We start from the raw sequence: 19,477 nt of genomic DNA on the forward strand, positions 1-19,477 counted from the left end.
AACAACCCGGCCGCAAACAACGAAGCTGGACAGCAACCTTCACAGTCACCATCCAGCCCCATCCATCACCCTGAACGCTTAACTCACCGGCATTGTGCCACGGCGACACAAACTCTTCCGGATCATGAAGCCCCCCGGGCGGGACCCGTGGGGCGGCTAGTAACCGGCGAAGGAGCGCAGCGGCATCCGGGGGCCGAACTTCGGGGCGGTGATGCCGGCGGCGGCGAGGAGGCCGCAGACGCGGCCGCGGTGGCCGGCGTACGGGGCGAGCAGCTCCAGCATGTGCTCGTCCGTGCCGCGAGCCGCGCCGGTCAGGGCGTAGGCGACGACGTTCTTGATGTGGTAGTCGCCCACGGAGACGGCGTCGGCGTCGCCGTAGGCGGCGCGGGTGACCTCGGCGGCGGTCCAGGGCCCGATGCCGCGGACGGTGAGCAGGCGCGTGACGGCCTCGGCGGCGGTGGCGCAGCGCTCCAGGCGGGCCGCCTCGGCGGCGACCCGGCGCAGCGTGTCGGCGCGCTTCTGCTCGATGCCGAACGGGTGGAAGACCCAGTAGGGCGCGGCGGCGATCGCGGCAGGGTCGGGTGGGAGCCGCAGGCCCGGGCGGGGGCCGGGGGCGGGGTCGGTGCTGAAGTGCCGCAGGAGGCGGACGTAGCCGTCGCGGGCCTCCTTGCCGGTCACCTTCTGGCCCAGGACGGCCGGCACGAGGTGGTGGAAGACCCGGCCGGTGGCGCCGATGCGCAGGCCGGAGTGCTCGCGGGCGAGGCGGTGCACCAGCCGGTGCTGCCGGGCGAGGTCGAGGAAGCCGGTGACGTCGTCGCGGAGCCCGGCGACGGCGTCGGCCCGGTCGAGGAGCCACCCGGCGCCCGGGCCGTAGGCGGTCGCGACCAGCGTGGACCCGGACAGCGTCAGCTGGAGTGTCCCCGCGCCGTCAGGTGTACGGGTGGCGAACCACCCCTCCCGGGCACCGACGGACAGGGTCGGGTCGCCGTGGATGAGGGCCAGACCCCCGAGGGTGCCCGCCAGGTCGTACCGCTCAGGGACCGGCAACGACCTCATCCCGCGGCCGCCCGGGCGAGGGCGCGGTGCAGGAGACGAGCGTCGCCGAGCATGGCGCGCAGCTTACGCTCCAGACCGGCGATCGGGATCAGGTTCTGCGGCGCCCGCGGGTCCTTGTAGGCGCTGGACGCGAAGCGGGGCAGCGTCACCGCCGACAGGTGGGCGAGCGCGATCGCGTCGAGGGGCAGCAGGTCGGCGGAGCACTCGGCGCGCACGATGCCCGCCCACGGCGACCCCTCGGGGCCCGGCAGCCGCAGGTACCACGCGAACCGGTGCCACGACGTGCCGAGCAGGAACACGGGGGAGCGCTGCCCGCCGCGCAGCCCGGTGACGACCGCGGTCAGCTCCGGCGGCAGGTATTCGACCCGGTGGGTCTTGATGTAGCCCAGGGCCCGGGGCAGGTGCGCGCGTTCCTGCAGCGGCCCGTCGACGATGAGCAGGTCACCGTCGTCGCGCTCCTCACCTGAGACGCCGACCTCGAGCGCCCGCATGTGCCGCTGTACGCCCAGCGCCAGGTCCTTCGGCTCGCCCCGGGCGACCCGCCGGGCCGGGTAGCGGATCGCGCCGGCGACCAGCGGCGGCGCCAGCTCGAACGGGGTGAACAGGCCGCGCTCGATGCGGGTGGTGGCGATGGCGGCCGCGCCCCGGTCGAGCTCGCAGCGCACGACCCCGGCCGCGTACGAGGCGGCGATCCCGGGGTGGGTGACGCCGTCGTCGTCGGTGGCCCAGACCCGCGCGTCGATGCGCTGGACGCCGTCCACGACGAGGACGGTGCCGGGGGGCCGCAGCCCGGCGGGCGCGTCGACGGCCCGCCAGGCGTCGGCGGGCAGCTCCACGTCCGGCTGGATCTGGGCGCTGCTCTGCGCCTGCGGGCCCTCCGAACCGCCCTCGAACGCCACCCCGTAGGAGGGGTCCCAGGCGTCGACGTGGAATCTCACAGCCCGATCCGTTCCACGCGGGCGGTGCGCGCGTCGCGGCGCACCTCGAACCTGACGGGGATGCGTTCGGCGAGGGCGCCGACGTGGGTGACGACGCCGACCATCCGGTCGCCGCGCGCGGCCAGGGCCTCCAGGGTCGCGGCGACGGTGTCGAGGGTGGACTGGTCGAGGGTGCCGAAGCCCTCGTCGAGGACGATCGACTCCAGGCTCGCCGCCGACGTCGACATGCCCGCCAGCTGCTCGGACAGGGCGAGCGCGAGCGCCAGGGACGCCTGGAAGGTCTCGCCGCCGGACAGGGTCCGCACCCCGCGCCGGAGCCCGGCGTCGTGATGGTCGACGACGAAGAACTCGCCTTTCTCGTGGCTCAGGTCGTACTGGCCACCGGACAGCTCCCGCAGCGTCCGCGACGCGCCGTCGACGAGCGTGTCCAGTGCCTCGGCCAGGAGCCAGCGCTCGAACCGGTCGGCCCGCAGGTGCTGGGCGAGGGCCTTCGCGACCTGGCTCTCCTTCGCGACCTCGTCGCGTTGCACGGTCAGCTTCGCGGCCTCCGCGCGGCGCTCCTCGATCCGCGCGGCAGCGGCCCCGGCCCGCTCCAGGGCGACCGCCGCCTCCCGGGCCGGGTCGGATCCCGGTGCGGGCAGCCCGGCGGTGTCGAACAGGGCGCGCAGCTCCTGGCGGATCCCGGTGACCCGCCCTTCGGCGTCCTGGACGGCCCCGGCGGCCGCGGGGCGGCGGGCCTGCCGCTCGCCCGCGGCACCGCCGGCCCAGCCGGTCAGGGTCGCCCACGCGTCGGCGAGGTCGTCGCGGTCCGCGGGTGGCGGGCCGAACGCGGCGAGCGCGTCGCGGGCCGCGTCGAACGCCTTCCACGCCGCGCGGAGCTGGTCCTCGGCCCGGTCCGCGGCGCCGGCCGCCTTGCGGTGCGCCTCGCGGGCCTTGCGGACCTCGGTCCCGGCCCGCTCCAGTTCCTTGGACAGCTTCGCGATGGTGTCGAGGTCGCGGCGCAGCGCTTCCGGTGCGGGCGCCCCGTCGAGCGCCCTGTCGAGGGTGGCGAGCCGGTGGTCGACCTGCTCGGCGTGCGCCCGCGCGGCGGCGAGGCCCCGGTCGAGGTCGCGGACGATCCTGTCCTGGTCGGCGACGGCCTTCTCGGCCGTGTCGCTGCGCTTGCGGGCGGCGTCCCCGGCGGACCTGGCCGCGGCGACCGCGGGCTCGTGCGGTGTCTCCGGCAGTGTCCGCACCGTCGAGCAGCACACCGGGCACTCGTCGCCGACCCGCAGGTGGGGCCGCAGGGCCGTGGCCCGGTCGACGGCGACGGCGGTCTGGTAGGCCTCCCGGGCCGCTTCGAGGGCTTCGAGGGCGTCCTTCGCCCTGGTGCGCGCGACGCCCAGCGCGGCGGCCGCCTTCCCGTGCTCGTTGTCCGCGGCGGTGACCGTGGCGTGGACGGTGGCGGCCTCGGCGGCGAGCCGGTCGCGTTCGGCGTGCGAGTCCAGCAGCCGGCGCAGCGCGGTCTGGTCGCCGGCGGTCTGCAGCTCGCCGCGCAGCTTCTCCTCGCGCTCCTCGGCGGCCCGTGCGCCGTCGACGGCGGCGGTCACCGCGCCGCGGGCAGCGGCGGCGCCGGCCGCGAGGGTGCCGGCGTCGGCCGGGACCCGCAGCCTGGTCAGCCGGTCGATCTCGGTGTCGAGCCCTTGGAGGGTCGCCGCGGCGGCGACGGCGAGCGACGCCGCGTCGGCGAGCCGCGGCCCGATCCGGTCGACGTCCCCGGCGAGGGTCTTGAGCGTCGCCGCCCTCGCCTGCGCCGCTTCGAGGGCCGCGTCGTCGATGCCGGACATCCCGGCGAGCTGCTCGCCGAGCACCTTGAGCTTCGCGTCGGCGGCGGCGCCGCGGGTGTTCGCGCGCTCGCGGATCTGCCCGTACACGTCGAGGCCGAGGAGGTTGACCAGGATCTTCTGCCGCTCGGCGGGCTTGGCGTGCAGGAACGCCGCGAACTCGCCCTGCGGCAGGACCACGCACTTGATGAACTGCTCGTACGGCAGGCCGATCACCGTCTGCACGGCCAGGTCGACCTCGCTGGGCGTGCCGGCCAGGACGGTGCCCATGTCCTCGGCGCTGATCCCGGTGTCGAAGCGGGCCAGGTCGAAGCCGTGGGGGAGCGCCTCGAGGCCGGCGTGCTTGGTGGTGACCGCGCCCTTGCCGTCGCGCCGCACGACGCGGGCGATGACATACCGCACGCCCGCGGACTCGAACACGAACCGGACCCTGGCCTCGGTCGCCGACGGCGCGAGCGCGTTGCCGATGGCCCGCCGGTCGCCCCAGCGGGGGACGGTGCCGTAGAGCGCGAACGTCATCGCGTCGAGGATCGTCGACTTGCCGGAGCCGGTCGGGCCGATGAGGGCGAAGAAGTCGGTGTCGGTGAAGTCGACCGTCGTCGGCCGCCGGAACACCGTGAAGCCGTCCATGTCCAGGCGAATGGGCCGCATGCGTCAGTTCCTCGCTTCTTGGACTTCGTCGTGCAGCTGGTGGAACAGCTTGACGGTGGCGTCGTCCGCGTGGCCCTTCTGGCCGAGATAGTCGGAGAACAGCTCCCCGGCGGACCGGCCGGCGCGGGCCGCGGCCTGTCCGGCGGCCTTCGGGTCGGGCAGCAGCTTCGGGTCGATGCGCACCTCGAGCGCTCTGGGCAGCAGCTCCTGGACCTCCTCGCGCAGGCCCGCCCTCGGCTGCTCCGACACGTACACCCGCAGCCACGCCTCGCCGGTGTCCAAGGTCGCGAGCTGGGCGAGGGTGCCCCGCACCGTCCGCAGCGGGGTGGCGACCGGTAGGGGCACCTCGCGGACCCTCGCCGCGGTGCTCGTGGTGACGTCGACGACCGCGACGGCGGAGAAGTTCTCCTCCTCGCCGAAGTCGATCGGCAGCGGGCTGCCGCAGTAGCGGATCGGGCAGGGACCGTTGACGGTCTGCGCCCGGTGCAGGTGCCCGAGGGCCACGTAGTGCGCCGACGACGGGAACACCGACGCGGGCACGGCGTAGCCCATGATCGTGTGCGCCTCGCGCTCGCCGCCGCCCATCGTGGCGCCGATGACCGTCAGGTGACCGGTGACGAGGTTGACGGTGTCCTTGCCGAAGCCCTTGGCGAGGGTGGCGAGGAGGCCGCCGATGTGGTGCGCGTAGGACTGGGCGCTCTCGGCGGCGCTGAGGTCGAACATCTCCGCGGCGCGCAGCGCGTACCGCTGGGAGACGAACGGCAGCGCGGCGAGCCGCCACTGCTCGCCGTCCCTGGTCGTGCCCGAAAGCAGCAGCTCCTCGGGTCTGGTGAGGGCGCCGCGGATGGTGATGCCGGCCGCGTCCGCCCACGGCCGCAGCGCGTCGAGGGCCTGGCCGTTGTCGTGGTTGCCGCCGATGACGACCACGTCGGCGCCGGTCTTGCGCAGCGCCGAAAGCCCCCGCGTGACGATCTTCGTGGCGTCGGCGGGCGGGCTCGCGGAGTCGTACAGGTCGCCGGCGACGATCACCAGGTCGGGCCGCTCGGCCTCGGCCACGTCGACCAGCGCCTTGAGGGCCGCGATGTGGTCGTTGGCCCGGGACTGTCCCTTGAGGACCTTGCCGACGTGCCAGTCCGAGGTGTGCAGGATCCGCACCGGTGGTCGCTCCTTCAGAAGGGGATCTCGTCGTCGCTGATGCCGCCGCCGACCCTGGCGACGACGGCGAACGAGTCGTTGGCCTGGGCGATCGACCGCAGCGTCGCGCTCGGCGCGGCCCCCGCCTCGGCGGGCCGGGTCGCCCACGACGGGAACGGGAACTCGATGCACAGCGGCACCGGGATCTCCGGCTGCGACACGAACATGGTCCCGGGCTTGGCCAGCAGCGCCCGCTGGCGCTGCGCGGGCGGCAGGAAGCCGTACTCCGGCCGGGACGCCTCCGCCGGGTCGAGCCGGCCGACGACCCGGATCGCCGAGTTCGCGACGATGCGCCGCTCGACCTCGCTCGCCGTCTGCTGCGCGCCGATCAGGACCACGCCCAGGGACCTGCCCCGCTCGGCGATGTCGAGCAGCACCTCCTTGATCGGGCTGGTGCCCTCCCGCGGCGCGTACTTGTTGAGCTCGTCGAGGACCACGAACAGCAGCGGCTTCGCCGAGCCCGCCTTCTCCTTGCGCTCGAACTCGCTGCGCAGCGTCACACCGACCACGAAGCGCTGCGCCCGGTCCGGCAGGTTGTGCAGGTCGACCACGGTGACCTGGGCGCTCTCCGCGGTGTTGATCGCGTGCGGCCTTCTGGTCGCGAGGTCGCCCCGGATCAGCCGGGAAAGGTCCTTCTTGCTGCCGATGAGCCGCCGGGCGAACGCGTTGACCGTGCCGAGCCCGACCGCGCTGCCGGCCCACTGCCCGCGGGTGGCGTCGTCGGTGATCTGCTCCACCAGGTAGTCGACGAGGTCGGCGTAGGAGTTGAGCCGGGTGCCGTCGACCGCGACGCCGCCCTCGGCGGGCTGCGCGATGCGCGCCAGGTGCGCCGTGACCGAGTGGACCACCATCGTGTACTGCTGGCGCTCGTCGTCGGCATCGGCGAACACGTACGGCAGCAGCCGGTCCGCGCAGAACTCCTGCAGCGTCCAGTAGAAGCTGTCGACACCGGTCAGGCGGCTGCTGACGTCGGGCGTGCCGGACGAGTCGCCGGCCCGCGGCGGCGCGTAGACCCGCACGTCCGGGAACGGCCCCGCGACCAGCCCGAGCCGGGCGTAGGCGGCCTCCGTCGCCGCGTCGAGCCGGCTGTTGGGGTGGTCGAGGAACAGCAGGTCCTCGCCCTTCACGTTGAAGATCAGCGCGCGGGTGTTGGCGGTCTCGCCGGCGCCGCCCAGGACACCGGACCGGAACACGGAATAGAGCAGGAACGTCGCGAAGCTCGTCTTCGTCGCCACCCCGGAGATGCCGGAGATCGACACGTGCGCGCCGCGGCTGCCGTCGAGGAAGTCCGCGTTGAGGAACATCGCGGCGCCGTCCCGGCCGAAGCCCATCGGGATCGTGCGGTCCATCCGGTCGAAGTACAGCGCCCCGGCCCGCGCGTCGCCCTGCGCCCGGTGGACGACGGCGCCCGGCGTCGGCGGGACGTAGATCTCGGGGTCGACCCGGGTGGTGGTGATCTCGGCGGCCTCCTGCACGGTCGCCGGCAGCGTGCCGTCGGCGACCAGGAACACGTCGGAGTCGAACACGACCCCCTCGTGCCGGGCCCGCACCGCGGTGACCACGCCCGCGATCTTCACCGGCGGATGGCCGGGCAGCTCACGCTCGGTGACGACGACATCGTCGAGCTGAAGGTAGGCGTCGTCGTTGACGGCGACCCAGAACGTCAGCGGGGTCGCGTCGGCGGTGCCGAGGACCCGGCCGACGATCGGCCCGTCCTTCGGCGCTTCCGTGGCATCCATTCCTCGACCCCCAGTACATGTGTTCGCCTGTGCATCGTGCCCCAAGACCGCCGATGGATCGAGGCCACCACGCTCACCTGTGGATGCGTTCACGCGCGTTCACCGGCCCAAAACGGTGCAAGCCGGACGTTCGTCCACAGGTTGGGGACAGTTGTCCACAGGGTTGTGGACAACATTGTGGATGTCGGGTCAGCGCCCGTACCGCAGCAGCAGCTGACCATCGGCCAGCAAGGCGTGACGCAGCGTGAGATGTTCCGGGGTGTCGTGCGGGGGTCCGGCGGTGATCCTGCCCGCTCCCGGCCCGGCGAGCAACGGCGCCACGGTGAGACACAGCTCGTCGACGAGACCCCGCGCCGTGAGGTACCCGAACAGGGTCGGCCCGCCCTCGCTGAGGATCTGGGCGAATCCGCGCTCCCGGAGCTGCCGGACGGCCGCCGTCAGGTCGACGTGCTCGTCGCCCGCCCGGATGATGTCGGCGGGCAGTGCATCCGTGTCCGCCGTTGCCGTCGTCACGACGATCGGCCGCACCGGAGCGTCGGCGAGCGCGGGCTGCGCGGGGTCCAGGTCCGCCCGGCCCGAGACGATGACGAGCGTCGGGTATTCACTCAGCCCGTGTTCGAGGCGCCACCTGCGGCGATCCTCGTCGAGGCGCAGCGCGCGGTAGCCCTCGTCGCGGACCGTGCCGGCGCCGACGAGCAGCGCGTCGCAGTGCATCCGCAGAATGCCGAAGACGCGCTTGTCCTGCGGGCCCGACAGCCCCGCGGACCTCCCGTCGAGGGTGCCGGCGCCGTCGAGGCTGGCCACGAAGTTCACCCTCACCGCGGGCTCCGGCGGCGGCGCGTACAGGTCGATGAGCGTCGGCTGGTCGACTGGTCCGGGTTCCGGGTAGAGCTGCTGCACCAGCCAACCCTACGGTCCCGGCGCCCCGGTCACGGGTGGGGTCGGCGCCGGCTCGCGATGCTGGCAGTCGCACCGGTTGCCGCCAGGGCAGTCGGCATGTCGTTTCTCCCGACACGCAGGACAGATCACTAGAGAAGCGTGCGCCGCGCCGCCGCCCCGGTCAACAATGACTGCACCATGGCGCGCACGATCATCCAACTCCGCATCGCGCTCGACGGCGTCGAGCCCACCGTCTGGCGGCGGGTCCTCGTCCCCGGCGGCTTCACCCTCGACCGGGTGCACCGCGTCGTGCAGTTCGCGATGGGCTGGGGCGACCGCCACCTGCACGTCTTCGACATCGAGGGCGTTCAGTACGGCGTGCCCGACCCCGACGGCCTGCTCGACGTCCGCGACGAGCTCGACACGCGTCTCGACGCGGTCGCGCAGAAGGGCGGGCGGCTGCGGTACACCTACGACTTCGGCGACTGGTGGGAGCACGACCTGACCGTCGAGGACGTGTATCCCGCGGACCTCGACACCACCTATCCGGTGTGCGCCGCCGGTGAGCGCGCCTGCCCGCCCGACGACGTGGGCGGCCCCGACGGTTACAGCGACCTCCTCGAGGCCATCGCGGACCCGTCCCACCCCGACCACGCGACGATGCACGAGTGGCTCGGCCGCACCTTCGACCCGGCGCTGTTCGACCCCTCCCGCACCACGACCCTCCTGCGCCGCATGACCTGAGCGCCGCGCCCGTGATCCGGAAGCGTCGTTGTCGTCAGGGCGGCGAAAAAGTCTTCCGGATCATGGTTGACCCGCCGTGTGAAAGTTTCCGGGGTTCGCCGGCGGCCCGCGGCCGGGTGGGCGCAGGTGTTGATCATCCATTCGGCGGGCTTCGCGAATCACCCCGAACCGGGCAAGGGCGCGGTGGTGGGGTGGTGGCGCACGCATCGGTGACTGTCGCTGCGTCAGGATGGCGGCGGTGGTGTGCGGCGGGCGGCTTCCGAGCGTTCAGCGGCACGTCGGGGCATCGATGAACGCCCGCCTCGCAGGGGCGTCGCCGGGTCGCTGCGCGTCGGTGTGCGTCGATTCGCCGAGCTGGAAGAGCCGCGGCGCCGAGTAGCGGTGCATATCGCGGTAAAGGCGGACAAAAACGCGCCTTGAAATCTTGCGGTAACGAAATGGGAACGCTCCCATTGCCCCATTGACACCTGGCGGACGAGGCGCCAGTCTCATGGGAGCGCTCCCGTGGCTGTGGCCGGTGACACACCCTGCGGCCATGGGAGCCACTCAAATGCGACACCCGCCATACCCGCGACACCCGAACGACGGACTTCACACCCGGGTCCGCCGTCGATGCTTCACACCCCCATCACACACCCATCACGACCTGAGAGAGGGGTCAGGATGAGCGTCACCTCACGCCGTCTGCGTTCGATCGCCGCGGCCGCGCTCACCGTGGGACTTGCCCTCGGTACGACCGCATGCAGCGCCAAGGACGACAACAAGCCCAGCGCCGACGGCACGGGCCCGGTCACCATCTCGCTGTCCTACTTCGGCACGCCCGGCTTCACCCAGGCGGTCAAGGACTTCGAGGCCGCGAACCCGACCATCAAGGTCGACGTCAAGAACGAAGGCCAGACCAAGGACTTCGCGCCGAAGCTCGCCCAGTGGATCTCCGCCGGCAGCGGCGCGAGTGACGTGGTCATGCTCGAAGAGGGCATGCTCCTGCAGTACCTGAAGGACAACAAGGGCTTCGCGAACCTGCTCGACCTGGGTGCGTCGTCGCTCGAGAAGGACTACCTGGCCTTCAAGTGGAAGAACGCCTTCACCGCGGACGGCAAGAAGCTCGTCGGCCTCGGCACGGACGTCGGCCCGCTCGCCATGTGCTACCGCACCGACCTCTTCCAGAAGGCCGGCCTGCCCGTCGAGCGTGACGCGGTCAGCAAGCTGTGGCCGACCTGGGAGGAGTACGTCAAGCAGGGCGAGATCTTCAAGTCGAAGAACACCGGTGCGGCGTGGACCGACTCGGCGACCAGCGTCATGCAGCCGTACATCATGCAGAACGCCGACAGCTGGTTCTACGACAAGAGCGACAAGTACATCGGTGACACCAACCCGGCCGTCAAGGCTGCCTACAACCTTGGCATGGACATGGCCGCCAAGGGCCTGACCGCCAAGCTGGCCCGCTGGCAGGCGGACTGGGACGCCGCGTTCAAGAACGCCGCGTTCGCGACCGTGCCGTGCCCGCCGTGGTACACGGGTGTCATCAAGGAGCGCGCCGGCGACGCCGGCAAGAACAAGTGGGACATCGCGACCATCCCCGGTAAGGGTGGCAACTGGGGCGGCTCGTACCTCGCCATCCCGGAGCAGAGCAAGAACAAGAAGGCCGCGTTCGAGCTCGTCAAGTTCATCACCGGCAAGCAGGGTGGCCTGGACGCGTTCGCCGAGGCGGGCCCGCTGCCGTCGTCGATCGCCGCGCTGGACGACCCGAAGATCACCGACGCGAAGAACGAGTACTTCAACAACGCGCCGGTCGGCAAGATCTACGCCGGTGCCGCGAAGGACCTCAAGCCGATCTACCTCGGGCCGAAGCACCAGGCGCTGTGGGAGAACGGGTTCGAGCCGGCCATGCAGGCCGCCGAGCAGGGCAAGCTGAGCGCCCAGGCGGGCTGGGACAAGGCCATCAAGGACAGCAAGGCACTCGCCGAAGGCTGATCGGATGCGATGACGGCGGAGGCGGCGTCGAACCTGGCGCCGCCTCCGTCCGCCACTTAGCCCGTTTGATCGGAAGGAACCAACCCCCCATGGCTACCAACGTCGGCGAGGTCAGCGGACCTCGCCACGGGCGCGCCCCCGCCGGGCCACCGAAGCAGCCGTCGCGGCGCACCGTGCGGGTCGGGCGGCTCGACCTGCGACTGTCGCCGTACCTGTTCGTCGCGCCGTTCTTCGTGCTGTTCGCGGTGTTCGGCGCGTACCCCCTGATCTACACCGCGATCCTGTCGACCCGCAAGAACACGCTGACCGGCGGCGACGCGGGCTTCGTCGGGCTCGAGAACTACAAGAAGATCCTCTGGGACGAGCACTTCTGGATCGTCATCTACAACACGTTCGGCCTGTTCATCGTCGCGACCGTGCCGCAGCTCATCTTCGCGCTGCTGATCGCGAGCTGGCTCAACAAGAAGATGCGGGCCCGCACCGCGATCCGCATGGGTGTGCTCATCCCGAACATCACCTCGGTCGCCGCCGTCGGCATCGTCTTCGGCCTGATCTTCGCCGACCGGTACGGCCTGGCGAACTGGCTCCTGCAGAGCATCGGCCTCGACGCCGTCGAGTGGCGCAACCACCGCTGGTCGTCCTGGACCGCGATCGCGTTCATGGTCGACTGGCGCTGGACCGGCTACAACGCCCTCATCTACCTGGCCGCGATGCAGGCGATCCCGAAGGAGCTCTACGAGTCGGCGTCCCTGGACGGCGCGTCCGCGGCCCGCCGGTTCTGGCGGATCACCGTCCCGCTCATCCAGCCGACGATCCTCTTCACCGTGATCATCTCGACGATCGGCGGCATGCAGCTGTTCACCGAGCCGCTGCTGTTCAACTACGGCCGCATCCAGGGTGGCTCGCTCAACGAGTTCCAGACCGTCGCGATGTACATCTACGAGACCACGTTCACGAACAACTACAACGTGGGCCGCGGCGCCGCGATCTCCTGGCTGCTGTTCGTGATCATCCTGATCTTCGCGCTCATCAACTTCGCCTTGGTGCGCCGATCCGTCAAGGGGACGACCTCATGAGCACGACCATGACCAGGCCAAGAAGCGTGCCTGGCACGCCGCCGCCGGGGAAGAAGCGGCGCGTCCGCAACGCCTCGTCGGCACTGTGGGACGCCAGCCCGCTCACGTACCTCGCGCTGATCATCACGATCGTGCTCTCGGTCTTCCCGATCGTGTGGTCGTTCATCGTGGCGTCGCGCGACAACAGCGCCGTCACCGACATCCCGCCGCCGCTCACGCCCGGCCCGAACTTCTTCGACAACGCCTCCCGCGTGCTGGCCAACACGGACGCCAACTTCGTCTACGGCCTGATCAACTCGGCGATCGTGTCGTCGTGCGTGACGCTGTCGGTGGTGTTCTTCTCCACCCTCGCCGGCTTCGCGTTCGCGAAGCTCAAGTTCCGCGGGAAGAACGCCCTGTTGCTCATCATCATCCTCACGATGATGATCCCGACCCAGGTCAACATCATCCCGCTGTACCTGCTGATGGTGAAGTTCGACTGGACGAACACCCTGCAGGCGGTCATCGTGCCGTTCCTGGTCAAGGGCTTCGGCGTGTTCATGATCCGGCAGTACGCGGAGTCGGCGATCAGCGACGAGCTCATCGAGGCGGCCCGGGTCGACGGCGCCTCCACGTGGCGGACCTACTGGAGCGTCGTGCTGCCCGCGTTGCGTCCGGCGGCGGCGGTACTGGGGCTGCTCACCTTCATGGAGACCTGGAACGACTTCCTGTGGCCGTACGTCGTGCTCAACGGCGACACGCCCACCGTTCAGGTTTCGCTCAACATCCTGGCCACCGGTTACTACAAGACCGACTACGTGCAAGTCTTTACCGGGACAGCCCTGGCGATCGTGCCGCTGCTCCTCGTGTTCGTCGCATTCGGCCGTCAGATCATCGGCGGCATCATGGAAGGTTCGGTCAAGGCGTGACCAGCATCGACCCGCTGACGTTCCCACCCGGTTTCGTGTGGGGTGCGGCGACCGCGTCGTACCAGATCGAGGGAGCCGCCCAGGAGGACGGCCGCACCCCCTCGATCTGGGACACGTTCAGCCACACCCCGGACAAGACGCTGGGCGGGGACACCGGCGACGTGGCCTGCGATCATTACCACCGCTTCCGCGAGGACGTGGGGCTGATGAAGGACCTGGGCGTCAACGCCTACCGGTTCTCCGTCGCGTGGCCCCGCGTCCAGCCGGGCGGGTCGGGGCCGGCCAACGCCAAGGGCCTGGACTTCTACCGGCAGCTCGTCGACGAGCTGCTGGCGAACGACATCACCCCTTGGGTGACGCTCTACCACTGGGACCTGCCCCAGGCGCTCGAGGACGCGGGCGGCTGGCCCGCCCGCGACACCGCGGCCCGGTTCGCCGACTACGCCACGCTCGTGCACGGCGCGCTCGGCGACCGGGTCCGCAACTGGACGACCTTCAACGAGCCGTGGTGCTCGGCGTTCCTCGGCTACGCGTCCGGCGTCCACGCGCCCGGCCGCCAGCACGCACCCGACGCCCTGGCCGCCATGCACCACCTGCTGCTCGGCCACGGCCAGGCGGTCGAGTCGATCCGGGCCGCGGACCCGCAGGCGCAGCTGGGCATCACGCTCAACCTGTACGCGATCTCCCCGGCGGACGAGACCAAGGCCGGCGACCTGGACGCGGTCCGCCGCATCGACGGCCTCGCCAACCGGATCTTCCTCGACCCGGTGCTGCTCGGCTCGTACCCGGCCGACGTCGTCGCCGACCTGCGAGGGGTCAGCGACTTCGGCTTCGTCCGCGACGGCGATCTCAAGCAGATCGCGCAGCCCCTCGATCTGCTCGGCATCAACTACTACAGCCGGCACGTCGTGGCCGCCGAGGACCCCGATGTCCCCGCCGAGCCGTACTGGCGGGCGCCGACGTCGTGGCCCGGCAGCGAGACCGTCCGCTTCCTGAAGCGGCCCGGCGTCCCGGTCACCGACATGGGCTGGGAGGTCGACGCCCCCGGGCTCACCGAGACCCTGACCCGCGTCGCCCGCGACTACCCGGCGATCCCGCTGTACATCACGGAGAACGGTGCCGCGTACGTCGACACCGTCACCGACGACGGTGCCGTGGACGACCATGAGCGGGCCGCCTACTTCGACGCGCACTTCCGCGCCTGCCATGACGCGATCACCGCCGGCGCGCCACTGCACGGCTACTTCGCGTGGTCGCTGCTGGACAACTTCGAGTGGGCGTGGGGCTACACCAAGCGGTTCGGCATGATCCGCGTGGACTACGACACGCAGCGGCGCACGGTCAAGGCCAGCGGCCACCGGTACCGCGAGGTCATCAAGCACAACGGCCTCGGCGAGTAACGTGCGCCGCCCGACGCTGGACGAGGTGGCCGCGCTCGCCGGCGTCGGGCGCGGCACGGTCTCCCGGGTGATCAACGGCTCGCCGCAGGTCAGCCCGGAGGCCCGCGCCGCCGTCGCCCGCGCCGTCGAGGAGCTCGGGTACGTGCCCAACCGGGCCGCCCGGGCGCTGGTCACCCGCCGCACCGACTCGGTCGCCCTCGTGGTGTCCGAGTCGGAGGAGCGGGTCTTCGGCGAGCCGTTCTTCGCCGGCATCGTCCGCGGCGTCAGCAACGTCCTCGCTGACACGTCCCTGCAGCTGTGGCTCGCGATGGCGCAGTCGCCGTCGCAGCGGCTCATGGTCGAGCGGCACCTGTCGGACCAGCACGTCGACGGCGTACTGCTGCTGTCGCTGCACGACGACGACCCGCTGCCGTCACTGCTGGGCAAGCGGGGGCTGCCCACCGTCCTCGGCGGGCGACCGGCACACATGCTCGAGACGGAACATGCCAGCGGGGGCGACAACGAGGTCGCCTACGTCGACAACGACAACGAGGGCGGTGCCCGCACCGCCGTCGACCACCTCATCGGCCTCGGTCGCCGCTGCATCGCGGTGATCGCCGGCCCGCAGGACATGGCGGTGGGCACCGCCCGCCTCCGTGGTTACCGGGAGGCGCTGCGCCTGGCGTCCCTGCCGCACGATCAGCGACTCATCGCGTACGGCGACTTCAGCGAGGCGAGCGGGGCCGACGCGATGCACCGCCTCATCCATCTCAACCCCGGCCTCGACGCCGTCTTCGCCGCCTCCGACCTGATGGCCGCCGGGGCCATCCGCGCCCTGCGTGAGCTGGGCCGCGGGGTGCCCGCCGACGTGGCCGTGGTCGGGTTCGAGGACTCCGCCGTCGCCCGGCAGACCCAGCCGCCGCTCACCACCGTGCACCAGTCGGTGGAGGGCATGGGGCGCGAGATGGCCAGGCTCCTGCTGGCCCGCATCGCCGGCGGGCCGGCCCACTCGACTGTGCTCGACACGCACCTCGTGGTCCGCGAGTCGGCCTGACCCGGTCCTTGTCATGGCGCAGTCTCTATCCCCCCAGCAGGAGGCACCCCGTGCGCTTCGGCCACTTCGACGACGAACGCCGCGAGTACGTCATCGACCGACCAGACACCCCGCTGCCCTGGATCAACTACCTCGGCACCGAGGCGTACTTCGGCATCATCTCCAACACCGCCGGCGGCTACTCGTTCTACCGTGACGCCCGGCTGCGCCGGCTCACCCGCTACCGGTACAACAACGCCCCCATGGACCTCGGGGGCCGGTACATCTACCTGCGGGACGCCTCGGGCTCCTTCTGGTCGCCCACGTGGCAGCCGACGCAGACCGACCTCGACGAGTACGAGTGCCGTCACGGTCTGTCCTACACGAAGGTCTCGTCGCGGTACAACGGGATCAAGGCCGAGACGCTCTACTTCGTGCCGCTCGGCGAGACCCTCGAGGTGTGGCGGCTCAAGGTCACCAACGAGCGGGACAGCGTCGCTGAACTGTCCGCCTTCTCGTCGATCGAGTTCTGCCTCTGGGACGCGCAGGACGACGCCACCAACTACCAGCGCAACTTCAACACCGGCCAGGTCGAGGTCGTCGACGGCGTCATCTACCACAAGACCGAGTACCGCGAGCGGCGCGACCACTTCGCGTACTTCGCCTGCAGCGAGCCCCTCGCCGGCTTCGACACCTCGCGGGAGGCGTTCCTCGGGCCGTACCGCTCCTGGGACCGGCCCCTCGCGGTCGAGCGCGGCGAGTCCGGCGACTCGATCGCCAACGGCTGGCAGCCGCACGGGTCGCACCACGTGAAGCTCACCCTTCAGCCGGGAGAGACCCGCGAGATCGGGTTCGTCCTCGGGTACTGGGAGAACCCCCGCGACGCGAAGTTCGACCCGCCGGGCTCGCAGACCGTCAACAAGGCCGGCGCGCAGGCCAAGATCGCTGACTGGCTCGCGCAGGAGACCGTCGACGCGGGCTTCGCCGCCCTCGCCGAGCGCTGGGCGGAGCTGCTCGGCGGGCTGCAGGTCCAGACGCCCGACGCCGACACCGACCGCATGGTCAACATCTGGAACGCGTACCAGAACATGGTCACGTTCAACATGAGCCGGTCGACGTCGCTGTACGAGTCGGGGATCGGCCGCGGCATGGGCTTCCGCGACTCGAACCAGGACCTGCTGGGCTTCGTGCACATGATCCCCGAGCGGGCCCGTGAGCGGATCCTCGACATCGCCGCGACCCAGCTGCCGACGGGCGGGGCGTACCACCAGTACCAGCCGCTGACGAAGCGCGGCAACAACGACATCGGGTCCGGCTTCAACGACGACCCGCTCTGGCTGATCCTCGGCGTCTCGGCGTACATCAAGGAGAGCGGCGACTGGGGCATCCTGGACGAGCCCGTCCCGTTCGACAACGCCCCCGGCAGCGAGCAGCCGCTCTACGAGCACCTGAAGCTGTCGCTGCGGTACACCACCGAACGCCTCGGACCGCACGGCCTTCCGCTGATCGGGCGGGCGGACTGGAACGACTGCCTCAACCTGAACTGCTTCTCCGACACGCCGGGGGAGCCGTTCCAGACGACGGAGAACGCCACCGGCGGGGTCGCGGAGTCGGTGTTCATCGCCGGCCAGTTCGTCCTGGCCGCGCGTGAGCTGGCGGAGCTGGCCGCTCACCGCCAGGATGACCCGGCCGTCTACCTGACCGCCGCGGAGAAGATGGCCGGGACCATCGCCGAGCACGGCTGGGACGGTGCGTGGTTCCGCCGCGCGTACGACTTCCACGGCAACGTCATCGGCTCCGCGTCCAACGACGAGGGGCAGATCTTCATCGAGCCGCAGGGCATGTGCATCATGGGCGGCGTCGGCCTGGAGGACGGCACCGCCGTGCGCGCCCTGGCCAGCGTCCGGGAGCGGCTCGCCACCCCGCACGGGATCGTGCTGCAGCAGCCGGCGTTCTCGTCCTACCGCATCGAGCTCGGCGAGATCTCGTCCTACCCGCCGGGGTACAAGGAGAACGCCGGGATCTTCTGCCACACGAACCCGTGGCTCATGATCGCCGAGGCGATGGTCGGCAACGGCGACGGCGCGTTCGACTACTACAAGCGGATCAACCCGTCGGCCCGCGAGGAGCTCGGCGACCTGCACCGCTGCGAGCCGTACGTGTACGCGCAGATGATCGCCGGCCGCGACGCGCCCACCCACGGCGAGGCGAAGAACTCCTGGCTGACCGGGACCGCGGCGTGGAACTACGCGGCCGTGACCCAGTGGATCCTGGGCATCCGGCCGGAGCTGTCGGGCCTGCGGATCGCGCCGGTGATCCCCGCCGACTGGTCCGGTTTCTCGGCGGTCCGGCGGTACCGCGGCGCGACGTACCGCATCACCGTTCACAAGGAACCCGGAGTGTCAGGGTCTTCCTGCCGTCTGGTGGCGGATGGCGTACCGGTCGACGGCGGCGTCCTGCCGGTCGCCCCTGCGGGGACCGACGTGCAGGTAGAGGCATATTTGTCGTAGATCGTTTGGTTTTGCAGCCGCGGTGCCGCGTTTCCTCGGGTGCCGCGGCTGCAAGATCGCCGACGTGTGCGCACAATGGGGCGTGCCTTCCACGAACAGCCGTCCCCGCTCTGCGGGCCGCCCCACCCTCGACGAGGTCGCCTCGCGCGCCGGCGTCGGGCGCGGCACCGTGTCGCGGGTCGTCAACGGCTCGCCGCAGGTGAGCCCGGAGGCGCGGGCCGCCGTGCAGAAGGCGATCGACGAGCTCGGCTACGTGCCCAACCGCGCCGCCCGCGCCCTCGTCACCCAGCGCACCGACTCCGTCGCGCTCGTCGTGTCCGAGTCCGAGGAACGCGTCTTCGGCGAGCCGTTCTTCGCCGGCATCGTCCGCGGCGTCAGCTCCGCCCTGGCCGACACCCAGCTGCAGCTGTGGCTGGCGATGGCCCAGTCCCCGGCCGAGCGCCAGCGCGTCGAGCACCACCTCACCAACCAGCACGTCGACGGCGTCATGCTGCTCTCCCTGCACGACGCCGACCCGCTGCCGCAGCTGCTGGAGCAGCGCGGCCTGCCCGTCGTCCTCGGCGGCCGCCCTGCCCGGATGCTGTCCGCCTCCGGCGCTTCCGGCGTTTCCGGTTCGTCCGCTTCCGACGTCGCTTTCGTCGACGCCGACAACGAGGGCGGCGCGCGGCTCGCCGTCGGGCACCTCCTGGACCGCGGCCGCCGCCGGATCGCCGCGATCGCCGGCCCGCAGGACATGGCCGCCGGCGTGTCCCGCCTCCTGGGCTACCGCGAGGCCCTCGAACGCGCCGGCATGCCCGTCGACGAGGCCCTCATCGCGTACGGCGACTTCAGCGAGGCCTCCGGCGAACTGGCCGTCCGCGAGCTGCTCGCCCGCGACCCCTCGGTCGACGCCGTCTTCGCCGCCTCGGACCTGATGGCCGTCGGCGCCCTGCGCGCCCTGCGCGAGCTCGGCAAACACGTCCCGTCGGACGTGTCACTGGTCGGCTTCGACGACGTGGCCATCGCCCGCCAGACCGATCCCCCGCTGACCACCGTCCACCAGCCCGTCGAGGCCATGGGCCGCGAGATGGTCCGCCTCCTCCTGTCCCGCATCGCCGGCGCCGCCCCCACCGCCGTCATGGTCGAAACCCACCTCGTCGAACGCGCCAGCACTGTTTCCCGCTCATAGCTGTTACCCGCCTTTGGCTTCGCCATAGCTCGCCGCCCCACGCTTCGCGCGGGTCCCGCCGGGGGGATTCTCACCCCCGGAGCCCCCCAATGCGCCGCTCCGCGCCGCACTGCCAGCGCGTCCCGCGCGGCAGCCTCCCACGCCTGCGCGTAGCACCCAGTGGCTGGGCACCGCCCACTCCATGATCCGGAAGACCTTTGGTCGTCGGGGCGACAATTTCTCTTCCGGATCACGAGCCGCCCCGCCCGCCACCGGACGCCCCGGCTGATCCCCGTGATCCGGAAGACCTTGTGCACCCCCGGCTACACGACTTGGCGTTTAACGTCTTGTTGGTTTTGTGGGGGTGTTGGTGTCGTTGGTTTTGTGTGGTGGGTGGCGGGTTGCGGGTGTTGTGTGGCTGCCGGT

14 protein-coding genes are annotated in these 19,477 nt (G+C 71.2%); 8 read left to right on the forward strand and 6 right to left on the reverse strand.

Annotated elements, in window-relative coordinates:
- Positions 1 to 156: 156 nt before the first annotated feature.
- The 6 genes from ABZS58_RS49160 to ABZS58_RS49185 all read right to left on the reverse strand — a co-directional run bounded on the left by ABZS58_RS49160 (position 157) and on the right by ABZS58_RS49185 (position 8,301).
- The gene (locus ABZS58_RS49160) at positions 157 to 1,056 is read right to left on the reverse strand and encodes a DNA-3-methyladenine glycosylase 2 family protein (RefSeq protein ID WP_354791550.1); all 900 of its coding nucleotides are present in this window, start codon (positions 1,054 to 1,056) and stop codon (positions 157 to 159) included.
- Positions 1,053 to 1,994: a hypothetical protein gene (locus tag ABZS58_RS49165; protein WP_354791551.1), complete on the reverse strand. Its 942-nt coding sequence runs from the start codon at positions 1,992 to 1,994 to the stop codon at positions 1,053 to 1,055. The genes ABZS58_RS49160 and ABZS58_RS49165 overlap by 4 nt, the downstream gene beginning before the upstream one ends.
- On the reverse strand, positions 1,991 to 4,468 hold the full coding sequence (locus ABZS58_RS49170) for an SMC family ATPase (RefSeq protein WP_354791553.1): 2,478 nt from the start codon (positions 4,466 to 4,468) through the stop codon (positions 1,991 to 1,993). Before ABZS58_RS49170 ends, ABZS58_RS49165 begins: the two co-directional genes overlap by 4 nt.
- A gap of 3 nt (positions 4,469 to 4,471) precedes the next feature.
- Complete coding sequence (locus tag ABZS58_RS49175; protein ID WP_354791555.1) at positions 4,472 to 5,623, reverse strand: exonuclease SbcCD subunit D C-terminal domain-containing protein; 1,152 nt, start codon at positions 5,621 to 5,623, stop codon at positions 4,472 to 4,474.
- Between the two features lie 14 nt (positions 5,624 to 5,637).
- Entirely contained in the window at positions 5,638 to 7,401 is a 1,764-nt protein-coding gene (locus tag ABZS58_RS49180) for an ATP-binding protein (RefSeq protein ID WP_354791556.1), read from the reverse strand.
- A gap of 189 nt (positions 7,402 to 7,590) precedes the next feature.
- A complete protein-coding gene (locus ABZS58_RS49185; protein WP_354791558.1) occupies positions 7,591 to 8,301 on the reverse strand; it encodes a pyrimidine reductase family protein in 711 nt (236 codons plus the stop codon).
- A 177-nt stretch (positions 8,302 to 8,478) separates the two neighbouring features.
- Here ABZS58_RS49185 and ABZS58_RS49190 point away from each other — a divergent pair, with 177 nt between their 5' ends.
- The 8 genes from ABZS58_RS49190 (at position 8,479) to ABZS58_RS49225 (ending at position 19,072) form a co-directional block, all read left to right on the forward strand.
- Positions 8,479 to 9,024, forward strand: a complete 546-nt coding sequence (locus ABZS58_RS49190) for a plasmid pRiA4b ORF-3 family protein (protein ID WP_354791560.1) — start codon at positions 8,479 to 8,481, stop codon at positions 9,022 to 9,024.
- A gap of 663 nt (positions 9,025 to 9,687) precedes the next feature.
- Positions 9,688 to 10,998 carry an extracellular solute-binding protein gene (locus tag ABZS58_RS49195; RefSeq protein WP_354791562.1) on the forward strand — a complete coding sequence of 437 codons (1,311 nt, stop codon included), beginning with the start codon at positions 9,688 to 9,690 and terminating at the stop codon, positions 10,996 to 10,998.
- An 89-nt stretch (positions 10,999 to 11,087) separates the two neighbouring features.
- Positions 11,088 to 12,074, forward strand: coding sequence for a sugar ABC transporter permease (locus tag ABZS58_RS49200; protein ID WP_354791564.1), 987 nt, complete (start codon positions 11,088 to 11,090; stop codon positions 12,072 to 12,074).
- Between the two features lie 8 nt (positions 12,075 to 12,082).
- Positions 12,083 to 12,982 carry a carbohydrate ABC transporter permease gene (locus ABZS58_RS49205; RefSeq protein ID WP_354791570.1) on the forward strand — a complete coding sequence of 300 codons (900 nt, stop codon included), beginning with the start codon at positions 12,083 to 12,085 and terminating at the stop codon, positions 12,980 to 12,982.
- Positions 12,979 to 14,382: a GH1 family beta-glucosidase gene (locus tag ABZS58_RS49210; RefSeq protein WP_354791565.1), complete on the forward strand. Its 1,404-nt coding sequence runs from the start codon at positions 12,979 to 12,981 to the stop codon at positions 14,380 to 14,382. Before ABZS58_RS49205 ends, ABZS58_RS49210 begins: the two co-directional genes overlap by 4 nt.
- Before the next feature lies 1 nt (position 14,383).
- Complete coding sequence (locus ABZS58_RS49215) at positions 14,384 to 15,415, forward strand: LacI family DNA-binding transcriptional regulator (protein WP_354791566.1); 1,032 nt, start codon at positions 14,384 to 14,386, stop codon at positions 15,413 to 15,415.
- Between the two features lie 50 nt (positions 15,416 to 15,465).
- Complete coding sequence (locus tag ABZS58_RS49220) at positions 15,466 to 17,904, forward strand: glycosyl transferase (protein ID WP_354791568.1); 2,439 nt, start codon at positions 15,466 to 15,468, stop codon at positions 17,902 to 17,904.
- An 82-nt stretch (positions 17,905 to 17,986) separates the two neighbouring features.
- Positions 17,987 to 19,072 carry a LacI family DNA-binding transcriptional regulator gene (locus ABZS58_RS49225; RefSeq protein ID WP_354791569.1) on the forward strand — a complete coding sequence of 362 codons (1,086 nt, stop codon included), beginning with the start codon at positions 17,987 to 17,989 and terminating at the stop codon, positions 19,070 to 19,072.
- The last annotated feature ends 405 nt before the right edge of the window (positions 19,073 to 19,477 follow it).

Origin of the sequence: Dactylosporangium sp. NPDC005555, from assembly GCF_040605635.1 — a bacterium.
GTDB lineage: Bacteria > Actinomycetota > Actinomycetes > Mycobacteriales > Micromonosporaceae > Dactylosporangium.

Excerpts from the sequence above, each read along its gene's own strand:
- ABZS58_RS49190 (WP_354791560.1), top strand. The coding sequence starts at position 8,479 with ATGGCGCGCACGATCATCCAACTCCGCATCGCGCTCGACGGCGTCGAG.
- ABZS58_RS49160 (WP_354791550.1), bottom strand. The coding sequence starts at position 1,056 with ATGAGGTCGTTGCCGGTCCCTGAGCGGTACGACCTGGCGGGCACCCTC.
- ABZS58_RS49180 (WP_354791556.1), bottom strand. The coding sequence starts at position 7,401 with ATGGATGCCACGGAAGCGCCGAAGGACGGGCCGATCGTCGGCCGGGTC.
- ABZS58_RS49170 (WP_354791553.1), bottom strand. The coding sequence starts at position 4,468 with ATGCGGCCCATTCGCCTGGACATGGACGGCTTCACGGTGTTCCGGCGG.
- ABZS58_RS49200 (WP_354791564.1), top strand. The coding sequence starts at position 11,088 with ATGGCTACCAACGTCGGCGAGGTCAGCGGACCTCGCCACGGGCGCGCC.
- ABZS58_RS49195 (WP_354791562.1), top strand. The coding sequence starts at position 9,688 with ATGAGCGTCACCTCACGCCGTCTGCGTTCGATCGCCGCGGCCGCGCTC.
- ABZS58_RS49205 (WP_354791570.1), top strand. The coding sequence starts at position 12,083 with ATGACCAGGCCAAGAAGCGTGCCTGGCACGCCGCCGCCGGGGAAGAAG.